General features: G+C 57.8%; 9 protein-coding genes. All 9 read right to left on the reverse strand.

Translation table 11 applies throughout. The annotated features are described in order from the left end of the window. Position 1: 1 nt before the first annotated feature. Complete coding sequence (locus tag Q7U39_11535; GenBank protein MDO9118582.1) at positions 2-1660, reverse strand: radical SAM protein; 1659 nt, start codon at positions 1658-1660, stop codon at positions 2-4. A gap of 235 nt (positions 1661-1895) precedes the next feature. Continuing rightward, the gene (sucD, locus tag Q7U39_11540) at positions 1896-2768 is read right to left on the reverse strand and encodes a succinate--CoA ligase subunit alpha (protein ID MDO9118583.1); all 873 of its coding nucleotides are present in this window, start codon (positions 2766-2768) and stop codon (positions 1896-1898) included. Positions 2769-2796: 28 nt separating this feature from the next. Further along, complete coding sequence (locus Q7U39_11545) at positions 2797-3369, reverse strand: hypothetical protein (protein ID MDO9118584.1); 573 nt, start codon at positions 3367-3369, stop codon at positions 2797-2799. Positions 3370-3445: 76 nt separating this feature from the next. After that, positions 3446-4624 carry an ADP-forming succinate--CoA ligase subunit beta gene (gene sucC / locus Q7U39_11550; protein ID MDO9118585.1) on the reverse strand — a complete coding sequence of 393 codons (1179 nt, stop codon included), beginning with the start codon at positions 4622-4624 and terminating at the stop codon, positions 3446-3448. 12 nt (positions 4625-4636) lie between these two features. Continuing rightward, a complete protein-coding gene (locus Q7U39_11555) occupies positions 4637-6220 on the reverse strand; it encodes an FAD-binding protein (protein ID MDO9118586.1) in 1584 nt (527 codons plus the stop codon). 23 nt (positions 6221-6243) lie between these two features. Continuing rightward, on the reverse strand, positions 6244-6954 hold the full coding sequence (locus Q7U39_11560; protein MDO9118587.1) for a 2Fe-2S iron-sulfur cluster-binding protein: 711 nt from the start codon (positions 6952-6954) through the stop codon (positions 6244-6246). 81 nt (positions 6955-7035) lie between these two features. Continuing rightward, a complete protein-coding gene (locus Q7U39_11565) occupies positions 7036-9267 on the reverse strand; it encodes an NADP-dependent isocitrate dehydrogenase (GenBank protein ID MDO9118588.1) in 2232 nt (743 codons plus the stop codon). Between the two features lie 24 nt (positions 9268-9291). Beyond that, positions 9292-11538 (reverse strand): aconitate hydratase, encoded by a 2247-nt coding sequence (locus tag Q7U39_11570; GenBank protein MDO9118589.1) that lies wholly within the window; start codon positions 11536-11538, stop codon positions 9292-9294. An 89-nt stretch (positions 11539-11627) separates the two neighbouring features. Continuing rightward, entirely contained in the window at positions 11628-13448 is a 1821-nt protein-coding gene (locus tag Q7U39_11575; protein ID MDO9118590.1) for a citrate/2-methylcitrate synthase, read from the reverse strand. Positions 13449-13472 lie beyond the last annotated feature (24 nt).

A 13472-nucleotide genomic window follows, 5' to 3' on the forward strand; every position in this document is an offset into this window, starting at 1 on the left:
GCTATCGTGCGGAAAACATGGGAAGTTCGCGTGACCCTTCGGCCTCTCGTTGAATACGCTCCCGTTCAGCACGGGAGGCTTCCAAGACATCGTGCAGCATTTCGTCCGTCATTTGCGTCATCTGCGCCGCCGCATCTTTCATGTCGGCGTGCTCGACCGCGCGCGAGAGCACTTCGGATTTTGTCGCGCCTTTTTTCTGCCCCATAAATGGCTTGGTAATCAGGAATACCACGTCACGCACCGGCATGAACCGCAAGAATCGGCGGAGCAGACGAATCGTCTGGATCGGATAACAGAAGAGCTTGTACATGAACAGCTTCTGCAACCCCTTCTGCCGCACACGATTGATGGTTTCTCCCGGCAGACAGGTTGGATCGATTTCAGAGCACTTGAAGTATTTGTACCAATCAGTGGATTCCTGCACCAGCCCGCGTTTCACATACTCCTGCCACAGCGGGGTCCCCCGGTAGACACAGAGCCGGTTGAAACCGAACGTATCCAGCGGCAGCTTGGCGGCGAAGTCAAACGTAGCCTTCATATCTTCGACCGTCTCGTCAGGATTGCCGACGGTGAAGAATCCGTGCACGATCTCGATGCCGGCCTTCTTGGCATTCTTGACCGCCGTCGTCACCTCGGCCAGCGTCTGTTCTTTCTTCAGGCGATCCAGAATCTTCTGACTGCCGCTCTCGATGCCGAACATGATGGTGCGGCAATGGGCCTTGGCCATCGCGGGAAAAAGATGTTGTGCAACGGAATCGACACGACCTTCGATGCCCCACTGAATCGTGAGCTTTTCATCCATCACACCGTTGCAAATAGCCTCGATCCGCTTCGGCTGAAGCAGAAAATGGTCGTCTACGAAATAGACCGACCCGTAACCATGCTCTTCGAGATACTTGAGCTCGGCGACCACGTGCGCAGGCGTTCGCGCCCGCCACTTGCCCTCGTTGAAAATCGGAATGTCGCAAAATACGCAAGGCCAGGGGCAGCCGCGCGAGGTCTGCATCGTGGTAAATCGTTCCATCGACAGGACTGCCGGCACATCCAACGGCATCGACTCGATGAAGTCGAGCTTCAGACTCTCTCGATCAGGGAAGGGCCATTGATCTAAATGGCGTTCCATCGGACGGTTTGGATTGTGAACGACTTTCCCGTCCTTCATCCACGTCAAGCTGGCAACGGCTTCCGGGCGGTCAAAATTCGCGAGCAGATCAAGCAACAGCTGCTCACCATCACCACGGCAAACATAATCGATTTCGGGGCACTGCAATTTGACCAGCGGGGCATTAAGACTGGCAAAGACGCCGCCGAAAGCCAGTTTTACTTTTGGATTGGTTGCGCGAATCTGGCGCGCAAGAATTTTGGCGTAGGGATAACTGGTCGTACTCAGGAAGCTCAGACCGACGAGATCCGGCTGCTCGCGATTGATCTGATCAATGATGACGTCGTTCGGCGTGTCGGGATTCGCCTGATCGAACATCACGCACTCGTGCCCGGCCTGCTTCACAACGGACGAGAGCGACATGATGCCGATGGGCGGGAAACCCATGACACGGATATTGCCGTTTTTCGCGCGGGTTTTCGCCGGAAGCGCGTAGAACTGGGGATCGCGGACGTGGATGAGAAAAACTCGCAGACAGACTCCTTGGTTCGACTTCAACTACCACTGTGTGCGCGGACACCGGAAGGATGCGGCGGAAAGAGCAGGGGTTACAATCAACAAGTGCAATCCCTGGCGTGAGACTAACACGATATCAGGTTGGGGGAAAGCGGATATTTCTCTTAGAGACTCCGCTGGAGCGAAGCCCAGTCAATGCGGAAGATAGGGGCTGAAACAGATCGGGGGTGCTGAGCGTCGCTCGGCCCCCCCGATCACCACACACCGATAGAAATGACTAGCGGCCTAACGCGAGCTTGATGGCGTTGCCGATCTCTGCCGGATTCTTCACAACCTTCACACCGGCTGATTCGAGGGTCTTCATCTTTTCAGCTGCCGTGCCCTTCCCGCCGGAGACGATGGCACCGGCGTGGCCCATGCGGCGGCCTGGAGGTGCCGTGATGCCGGCGATAAAACTCACGACCGGCTTCTTCACATTCTTCTTGATGAACTCAGCGGCTTTCTCTTCGGCATCGCCACCGATTTCACCGATCATCACGATCCCCTGGGTCTCGGGATCTTTCTCGAACAACGCTAACACATCGACGAAGCCGGTTCCATTGACCGGATCGCCCCCGATCCCGACGCAGGTAGTTTCGCCAAGACCTAAGGTCGACAGCTGGTGCACCGCTTCATAGGTCAGGGTCCCGCTGCGCGAGACGACACCGACGATGCCCTTCTTATGGATAAATCCTGGCATGATCCCGATCTTCGCTTCATCGACCGTAATCACGCCCGGGCAGTTCGGCCCGATCAATCGCACATCGCGGCCATGTAAGGCTCGCTTCACCTTCACCATATCGTTCACCGGAATACCTTCGGTGATACAGATGATCAGCTTCACCCCGGCATCGGCGGCTTCCAGAATCGCATCGGCGCAGAAAGGCGGCGGCACGAAAATCAGCGATGTGTCACAGCCCTCTTTCTTGACCGCATCCCGTACTGTATTGAACACGGGAATGCCTTCAACTTCCTGTCCGGCCTTCCCGGGAGTGACACCGGCAACGACCTTCGTGCCATACGCCTTGCACTGCGTCGCATGGAACGAGCCTTCCTTGCCCGTTATCCCCTGCACTACCACTCGCGTGTTTTTATTCACCAAAATTGACATAGTCTCGTCCCTTCACAGACTCCCGTTTCTAAAAAAGGCCCTTCTGGTGCGCATCCTCAATGGTGGCTCGGTGCATGTCATACTGCGCAGCACTCAGCTTTGCCGCAGGACTGTCAGCAAACGGCATAGCAAACAGCAAGAAGAACTGAATCCAAAACCCCATCCCTTGGCGCTTCTCGATCGTCCCGACCTCTTTCGACTGGCGATCTCTATAACTCGTTCGCGTCGCGAGATCTTGAGCAACATACCCGGGTATCATAGTAAACGTAATCGCGGATAGGGCCGCGGACCAGGAAAGACCCTCGTCTCCCGCCTCGATCACTGCAATGTCTGCATGCAAATCCGCGGGCGCACCGTTCATGATAACGGAAGAAAACACACCGGAATCAAGATAGGCCTTGACCGCCTGCTCACGGGAATCGCCGAGCCCTTCCTTCCCCTGAGGACCGATTCCAGCGACATGGAGCGCAATAGACTTTTTCGCCGGCTGAACCGACTGCGGTGCGTGCTGCCCCGACACCGATGACGCCCCATCCCGGACCATGAGGCATCCGGAAGTGCTCAACGACAGGAGGACAAATGTGATGATGACCCAGGGCATTTTCTACACACAACCTTCCACGCACGCGCCGGCCCATGAACCGAAACTTTCTCACAGAAACAAATGCAGGCCCCGCCTACGCCGCTTTTCCGGTCAGCTTCACAATCTTCTGCGCCGCTTCCCACAAGTCGTTGGCCACTTCGAGTTTCAAGCCGGACTCTGCCAATAGCTTGCGACCTTCTTCCGCATTCGTTCCCTGCAAGCGAACCACCAGCGGCACCGTGATCTTCACTTCCTTGGCCGCTTCGATCACGCCGTTGGCAATGCGCTCGCAGCGCACGATGCCGCCGAAAATGTTGATGAAGATGCCCTTGACGTTCGGATCCTTGAGGAGAATCCGGAATCCGGCTGCCACGGTTTCTTTGGTCGCGCCGCCGCCGACATCCAGGAAGTTCGCCGGCTCGCTACCCGCCAGCTTGATCACATCCATCGTCGCCATGGCCAGACCCGCGCCGTTGACCATGCAACCGATGTTGCCGTCCAGCTTGACGTAATTCAGATTGCTCGCACCGGCTTCGATTTCCAGCGGCTCTTCTTCGTTGAGATCGCGCATCTGCTGAACATCGGCATGCTTGAACAGCGCGTTGTCGTCGAAGGACACTTTGCCGTCGAGGGCGACGATCGTCTTTTCCTTGGTGATGATGAGCGGGTTGATCTCGACCATCGCCGCGTGCTTTTCCATAAACATGCGATAGAGATTCCCCATCATCTGAATGAAGGGGTTCATCACGGCCGGTTCGATCGTATTGAGACCGAGGGCAAACGCCACATTGCGCCCGTTGTAGCCCTGGAATCCCACGGCGGGATCGATCAATTCCTTGATGATCTTTTCGGGTGTCTTTTCCGCGACCTCTTCGATTTCCATCCCGCCTTCGGTGCTGGCGATGAAGACGGGCCAACCGGAATCGCGATCCACCAGGATGCTCAGATACAATTCCTTGCTGATGTTCGCGCCTTCTTCGAGCAGGAGCCGATGGACCTGGCGGCCTTTGGGACCGGTCTGGTGCGTCACCAGCGTCTTGCCGATCAATTCCTTGGCCAGACCTGCCACCGCCGCCTTATCCTTGGTGATCTTGACGCCGCCCGCCTTGCCTCGGCCGCCCGCATGGATCTGCGCCTTCACGACAAACACGGGCGTGTTCAGCTCGTTGGCCCAGGCCGTCGCCGCTTCCGGAGATGTCACTTCTTTTCCGCGTGGGACCGGCACCCCGAACTGCGCAAACAACTGCTTCGCCTGAAACTCATGCACATTCATGCTGTACCCCTCTTAGCTCTCTTTTCTGGTGTAGGCTGGGAGGACCATGGGCGAGATCACATTGCTCAGATTGCCGTGTTTTTTCGCATCGGCCCGGAACCGCTGCAGATGCTGCACGGTGAGCTTCCCCTGCTTCATCGAGCCGGCACGCCCGGCGGCCGTCAATCCCGAGCGCTTGCCGAAGACCATCAGGTCGAGCAACGAATTCCCCATCAATCGATTGCGTCCGTGGAGGCCTCCGGAGGCTTCGCCGGCCACGAACAAATTCTTCACGTTGGTTTCAGAATTCGTATCGATCTTCACGCCGCCGTTCTGATAGTGCAGCGTCGGATAGATCAACACAGGATCTTTACTGATATCGATGCCGAACCGGTCGAACTGCATCAGCATCGCCGGGAAGTGTTTCTCAACAGTACCGGGTCCGTGCTCTACATCAAGCAGCGGCGTGTCCAGCCAGACACCCACCCGACCCGACATCGTACGGATACCGCGGCCCTCTTCGCACTCGCGGATGATGGAGGACGAGACAACGTCGCGGGTGTCGAGCTCGTTCACGAACCGTTCACCCTTGGCATTGACCAGATGACCGCCTTCCGAACGAATTCCTTCGGTCACCAACTGTCCCACCAACTGCTCGGGGAAAACTGCGCCGGAGGGGTGATATTGGAACGTATCGATGTGCGCCAGCTTTGCACCCATGCGGTAAGAAAGACAGAGCCCGTCGCCGGTCGCACCGTAGTGATTGCTGGTCGGGAATCCTTGGATGTGGAGACGGCCGATCCCGCCGGTCGCGAGGATCACCGACTTTGCGGCCACGACGACATACCGGTGATTGTCCAAATCCTTGAAAATGGCGCCGCTGCACTGACCGTTCTCATCGCTGAGCAACTCCACGGCTGCGCAGAATTCCAACAGCTGGATCTTTTGATTCAGCACTTCGTCCTTGAGCACCCGCATGATCTCCAGACCGGTATAGTCCGAGCAGGTCAGAAGCCGCGGCTTGGAGCTGCCGCCGCCTTTCTTCACATGCAGATTTCCATCGGCTTGGCGATCGAACAACACCCCCAGTTCGATGAGCCACTTGGCGATCGCAGGTCCGTCATCCACCATGGTCTTCAACAGATCATGGTCGTTGTGCATGTGGCCGCCCTTGAGGGTATCGAGGAAATGCGTGACCGGAGAATCCTCCGGCGCCACGGAGATCTGCATCCCGCCCTGCGCCATCACGCTATTGGAATCGCCCAGTCTGAGCTTGGTGGCCAGAATGACTTTTGCGCCGGCTCCGTGCGCGTGCAACGCCGCAGCGCAACCGGCCCCGCCGCCGCCGATCACCAGCACATCGGTGGTGTAGTCCGGAGTCAGATCCACATCGTCCTGGATCAGGCTGTCTCCTTCGAGCAACGTCGCCAACTCGACGACCGTCTTCTCGTCGATATTGGGACCGAACCGGATGGGACGATAGGCACTCGCCCGATAGTCCGGGTGATACTTGTGAATCAGCTGATCGCGATCGGCAGGAGAAAACTTGGGAAGAGTTTGCTTCCGGCGAGCATCCCGAGTTTTGTGCACAATCTGTTGGAGCGCGTGAATATCCATCTCGGGTAGCCTCGGCAATAAAACTATTTTACGGTCGCACAGTGGTCGGCGAGTTCCTTCTCACTCATCGCAAGAACCTTCTTCCACTCATCGTTGAATCGTCCGTCCTGAATTTCCTTGATCCGCACATCCAGCCCCAACGGCTTTTCGGTAAAGTGCGCGCCCTGGGCGCGACTCACATAGAGCGCCACCAGGTTGGGTGCAATGTCGGCGATGCAGACCGGCGTGCACATCCCGCACATGACACAGTCCATAAACATTTCTGACACGCTCTTGAAATCACCGAAGACCGCTTTCCAGACCCCTTCGCGGACATCGATCTTCTGGGGACAGGCTTCGGTGCAGGCGTTGCAATTCCGGCAGAGCGGGGCTTCAGGATAAAGATTGAACAGGTCCTGTTTGGGATCTTTGAGCGTTTGGATGTCGTAGGTCGCCTTCCGCGCGGGAAACGGCGGCATGATCGTGAACGACATCCCGTCCTGCACCGCCATCTGGCAAGCCAGGCATGTCCGTACCTTGGGATCGTCCTTCGTCCGATAGTAGGTCGCACAGGCGCCGCAGAACCCGCCGAGACAACCGGCTCCCCGCACCACTTCCTGCCCCGTGTACCACAGAGCCTTGATGACGGTGATGCCCTCCGGCACCTCATACTTCTTGCCGGAGATTTCGATCGAGACCATCCGGGGCTTCATCACCTCAGGCTGATCGATTACGTTGCTGTCTTCTTGTGCCATGCTTCCTCAAACTGGTAAGGGGTGAAGGGTGAGGGGCAGGCGCAAACCAGACCCCTCACTCCTTACCCCTTACTCGTGCCGTTATGCAATCGCGTCGATGATCTTGTTCAGCGTCGCGCTTGGGCGCATCGCCTTCGAAGATTTCGCATCGTCAGGATGATAGTAGCCACCGGTATCGACCGGCTTCCCTTGCGCGGCGATCAATTCACCGGCAATCTTGGCTTCATTGTCTGTCATCTCCTTGGCAACCTTGACGAAACGCGCCGCCAGGTTCTTATCCTGCGTCTGCTGGGCCAATGCCTGCGCCCAGTACAACGCCAGATAGAAATGACTGCCGCGGTTGTCGATTTCGCCGACCTTGCGCGCCGGCGATTTATTGCTCTCAAGGAACTTGGCATTGGCTTGATCGAGGGTATCCGCCAGCATTTTCGCGGCCGGATTGTTGGCCACTTTGGCTAAATGCTCCAGCGAGGCGGCCAACGCCAGGAATTCGCCGAGCGAGTCCCACCGGAGATAGCCCTCTTCCTGGAACTGCTGCACGTGCTTCGGCGCGGATCCGCCCGCACCGGTCTCGAAGAGACCGCCGCCGTTGAGCAACGGCACAATCGACAGCATCTTGGCGCTGGTACCGATTTCGAGAATCGGGAACAGGTCCGTCAGATAATCGCGCAACACGTTCCCGGTCACAGAGATCGTGTCCTTGCCTTCCTTGATCCGCTCCAACGAGAGACGCGTGGCATCCGCGGGCGTCATGATCCGGATGTCCAAACCGTTCGTATCGTGCTCCTTCAAATACTGATTCACCTTCGTGATCAGTTGCGCGTCATGCGCCCGATCCTTGTTCAGCCAGAAAATCGCCGGGGCGCCGGTCGCCCGCGCACGTGTCACGGCCAGCTTGACCCAGTCACGAATCGGGGCATCCTTCACCTGGCACATGCGCCAGATATCGCCTTCTTCGACCTGGTGTTCCAGCAATGTCTTCCCTGTCGTATCCACCACACGGATCGTCCCGTTGCCCGGCACCTTAAAGGTCTTGTCGTGTGAACCGTACTCTTCCGCCGCCTGTGCCATGAGTCCGACGTTGGGCACGCTGCCCATCGTCTTTGGATCGAGGGCGCCGTGCTTCTTGCAGAAATCGATCACCTCACGATAGACCGGTGCATAACTGGCATCGGGAATGACGCACTTCGCGTCCGCCGCCTTGCCGTCCGGTCCCCACATCTTGCCGCTGTCGCGAATGACCGGCGGCATGGAGGCATCGATAATGATGTCGCTCGGCACATGGAGGTTCGTGATGCCCTTGTCGGAATTCACCATCGCCATCGGAGGCCGCTGCTTGTACACCGCCTGGATGTCGGCTTCGATCGCCTTACGCTGATCCTCAGGCAAGGCCTTGATCTTCGCATAGAGGTCGCCGATGCCGTTGTCCGGATCCACACCCAACTTTTTGAGCGTCTCGCCGTGCTTCGCAAACACGTCTTTGTAGTAGACCGTCACGGCATGACCGAAGATCTTAGGATCCGAGACCTTCATCATCGTGGCCTTCATATGGAGCGAGAACAGCACACCCTGCTTGGCCGCATCCTGAATCTGCTCTTCGAGGAACGTGCGCAATGCCTTGACGCTCATGAAGGTCGCGTCGACCACTTCCCCTGCCTGCAAGGCTACTTTCGGCTTGAGCACCGTGGTCTTGCCGTCCTGGCCCACGAACTCGATCTTGGCATCAGTGGCCGCCGTCGTTGTCAGCGACTTCTCATTTGAGAAGAAGTCCCCGCCCTTCATATGGCTGACATGCGATTTGGAGTCCGGACTCCAGGCGCCCATTTTGTGCGGATGCTTCCTCGTGTGGGCCTTGACGGACAAGGGCGCGCGGCGATCCGAGTTGCCTTCGCGCAATACCGGATTGACGGCGCTGCCTTTGACTTTGTCGTAACGGGACTTAATGTCCTTCTCTTTATCGTCCTTCGGATTTTCCGGGTACTCGGGCAGCTTGTACCCCTGGCTCTGCAATTCCTTGATGGCTCCCTGTATCTGGGGCAACGAGGCGCTGATATTGGGCAACTTGATGATGTTGGCTTCCGGCTTCTTGGCCAGTTCGCCCAATTCGGACAGTGCATCCGGCTGCTTTTGCTCCGGCGTCAGGTAATCCGGAAACACCGCGAGGATACGACCGGCCAGCGAGATATCCCGCAGTTCCACCGACACACCGGCTGCCTTGCTGAAGGCATTGATGATCGGCAAGAACGAATACGTCGCAAACATCGGCGCTTCATCGGTCTTCGTGTAGATAATCTTGTCAGCGTTCGTGCTCATGATTCTCCCTCTTTCCCCTACTTGTTAGTTCAGCGCGTTCAACGCTGAACCAGCCTTGAACCAAGCGATCTGTGGCTCGGTGATGCTGTGGTTCGCCTGGATGGTGAGCGCGCTGCCATCCGTCTTGTGTATCGTCACCTGCACCGGCTTGCCGGGAGCCAAGCTGCTCAGCCCCGTCACACTGATACGGTCCTGCTGCTCGATCTTCTCGTAGTCCTTCGGGTCAGCGAAGGTCAACGCCAAGATCCCCTGTTTTTTCAAATTCGTTTCATGGATGCGTGCGAAGCCTTTGACCAGCACGACTTTGACGTTCAAGAATCGCGGCGACATCGCCGCATGCTCACGGCTGCTGCCCTCGCCATAGTTCTCGTCACCCACCACGACTGAACCGATTCCCTTCGCCTTGAAGGCCCGGGCAATCTGCGCGATGGTCAGGTTCGACTCGCCGGTGAGGACATTGGTCCCCTTCCCCGGCTCGGACGAAAACGCGTTATTGGCGCCCAGGAACATATTGTCGCTGATCTTGTCCAAGTGGCCGCGGAACTTCAGCCAGGGACCGGCCGGCGAAATATGGTCCGTGGTCGTCTTCCCCTTGGTCTTGATCAACAGCGGGAGCTTCTCGAAATCCTTTCCGTCCCAACGGGGGAAGGGCTGCAAGGGCTGCAAGCGCTCGCTGGTCGGCGGAATATCGACGGTGAGTCCATCGCCATTATCGGCCGGCGCAACGAAGCCTTCTTCGCCCTTCGCGAAGCCCTTTGCTGGGAGCTCTTCACCTTGCGGCGGCTCCAGCTTGAATTCTTTCCCGTCCGCACCCTTGAGCGTGCCATTGACCGGATCGAAGCCCAAGTCACCGGAGAGCGCATAGGCCGTGACCACTTCGGGGCTGGCAAGGAACGACAAGGTTTCATTGATTCCGTCGTTGCGGCCAGGGAAATTACGATTGAACGAACTGACAATCGAATCCGCCTTGCCCTTTACACCATCCGCGCGCTTCCACTGACCGATGCAGGGACCGCAGGAATTCGACAGGACGGTCCCACCCATCTTCTCGAAGGTCTCCAGGAATCCGTCGCGCTTCATCGTGTGATAGATCCGCTCGGAGCCCGGCGACACGAGGAACGAGGCCTTCGCCTTCAGACCAGCCTTCATGCCCTGCTTGGCAATGTGCGCCGACCGGCTGATGTCTTCATAGGAGGAGTTCGTGCAGCTACCGATGAGGGCGGCCTTGACCTCGATGGGATAGCCCTTTTCCTTCGCTTCAGCAGCCATCTTGGAGATGGGCCGGGCAAGGTCAGGCGTATGAGGACCGACCACATGCGGCTCCAGTTTCGACAGGTCCACTTCGACGATCTGGTCGTAATACTTCTCCGGCGATTGCGAAACTTCAGGATCCGCGACGAGCAATTCCTTGTTCGCCATGGCGAGATTGGCAAGGTCTGCACGATCCGTGATGTTCAGATAGGCCACCATCTTCTGATCGAAGGGGAATACGGAGGTCGTCGCACCAAGCTCCGCGCCCATGTTGCAGATAGTGCCTTTGCCGGTCGCGCTGATGGTCTCGGCGCCGGGCCCGAAGTACTCGACGATCTTGTTGGTTCCGCCCTTGACCGTCAGCAGGCCGCAGAGATAGAGGATCACGTCTTTGGGAGACGCCCAGCCGCTCAACTTGCCGGTCAGGCGAATCCCGATCAACTTCGGATGGAGCACTTCCCAGGGCAGCCCGGCCATGACTTCGCCGGCATCCGCTCCGCCGACTCCAATGGCCAATCCGCCCAATCCGCCGCCGTTCGGCGTGTGGGAATCGGTCCCGATGATCAAGCTGCCAGGGAACGCGTAGTTCTCCAGCACGACCTGGTGAATAATGCCGGCACCCGGCTTCCAGAACCCGATGCCATACTTCTTCGCAGCGGATGCGAGAAAATTATAGACTTCCTTGTTCTCGTCCATCGCGCGGAGCAGGTCCTTCTCAGAACCCATCTCGGCACGGATCAAGTGATCGCAATGGATTGTGCTGGGCACAGCCGCCTGCTTCTTGTTCGCCTGCATGAACTGCAGGATAGCCATCTGCGCCGTCGCATCCTGCATCGCCACGCGATCCGGGCGCAACGCCAACATCGCCTTGCCGCGCTCCCAGGTCTGCGTGTCAAAGTTATCTGCGTGGGAGACCAAAATCTTGTCTGCCAGCGTCAGGCCGCGACCGAACTTCTTTCTGGCCTTGGCAAACACATCCGGCATCTTGGCGTACAGTTTTTTTGCGAGATCCATCGACATGGAAGTTCACTCCTTTATAGTTTTGAGTCCTGAGCGATGGGTCGGTAGCAGGAGCGACGACCCACGATACAGTACTCGCTGCTTCGCGACTATTTCAGCGGCGGCACTTCACGCCGCTTCGGGGCTGCGTAGTTCACGAGATAGTCGAACAGCCGAATCAGGCGGCTGTCCTGACGCTTCTGATCCACCCAGTGGCCGATCAAGCCGATCGTCCGCGAGAGGATGAAGAATCCGTTCAAACTATCGACCGGGAATCCGATATCGACCAACACGGCCGCCATCGTTCCGTCCACGTTGAGGATCAAGTTATCCTTCTTCGCCGCCGTGACCTGCTCGACCTGCAACGCAAAATCGAGGCACGGGGTCTTGATGGGCAGGCTCTTCACATACCCCACCAACTCCTTCACCCGCTTGTCCGGATTGCGGAGGCTCTTCACGCGATGGCCGATGCCGGGCACCGGGCCATGATTCTTCTTCATATAGGTCAGGAATTCATCGACCGTCATCTTGTTATCGACGGCATGTTTGAAAAAGCGTCCGGCATCGGTGACGGCGCCGCCGAAGCGGGGGCCGATCATGATGAGCCCCGCGGCCACCGACTGGGACAGGCCGATCCCGGCACAGGCCGCGATGATCGTCCCCAACGCGCCGCTCACGCAGGGGCCATGGTCGGCTGAGAGCATCATGATGCGCTTGATAATTTCGGCTTCCTGCTTGGAGATCAACCGCTTGTCCCACAAGAGTCCGACGACATGAGGAATTTCGTAGCCCTTGTTGATGAGCTCGGACGCGGGATATCCGTCGTAGCAGGGTTCATCTCCGCGATCGTCGCTGATCGTGGTGCGAATCAGTGGAGTGACCACGACTTCATCGGCCTTCATAGCCGCTTCAATACTCTTGGGCAACTTTGGCAGCGAGGCCGGCTCGACCGGTTCCTTTACCTGGCCGGACTTCAACATGTCCTGATAGACGTCCTTGATCGCCGGACCGAGCGCCCCGAAGGTCGCCGGCACAATCGCGCCGGACTTTTTGAGGGCATCGGACTTGGACCGGGCCGACCCTTCGCCCTTCAATCCCTCTTTCGCGCCCGCGTGACCGAACTTCATGCCCTTCGGCAAACTTTCCTGGCAGAAGCCGGAGACCACAGCCATCAACTTCACGCGCCGCTTCTTGGCGCCGTACCACTCAGCCGCGCGCTCTTCGAGATCGCCGCCCATTTCGCCAACAATGATGACCGCTTTCGTCTGCGGATCGTTCTCGAACATTTCGAGATAGCTCACATAGTCAGTTCCAGGATAGGCGTCGCCGCCGATGCCGATGGCCGTCGTGATACCGTCAGCGAACTGCGAGCAAATCCAGATAATTTCGTTGGAGAGACCGCCAGACTTGGTGATGACGCCGAAGGAGCCTTCGCGATAGAGCTTGGACAATACGAGATTATCGAACGCACCACCGATGACACCGAGGCGGCAGGATCCGGCCGACACAATACCGATCGACGAGGGGCCATTAAATACCTTGCCGAGCTTTCTGGCATGGGCCCCGAGGATCTTGGCATCTTTCTCAGGCACGCCTTCGGTGATCATCGACACCACCTTGATGTGCGTATCGTCGAGGGCTTCCATCCCGCCCTTCATGGCACGATCAGCACCGATGTAGACGAGGCTGGTGTTGATCTGAGGATGGTGTTTGGTGGCTTCGGCGACCGTTTTATAGATGGGGACCGCAACCAGGCCGCTTCCGTAGGGAATCTCGTGCGTCTTGCCGGCATCCGGCGGATAGACAAAGGCCAGGACGTTCAGCGAACGCTTAATCAGGTAGCAGAACTCGGCCATCCGGCGCGCGGCGTTGACGCCTGCCACGCCGCCCTGAATGACCACATAGGTATCTTTGTTTGCCAGGATACTCATCGGGATCTCCCCTTAATATTCAGT

Source organism: Nitrospira sp., assembly GCA_030653545.1.
In the GTDB taxonomy this organism is placed as follows: Bacteria; Nitrospirota; Nitrospiria; order Nitrospirales; family Nitrospiraceae; genus Nitrospira_D.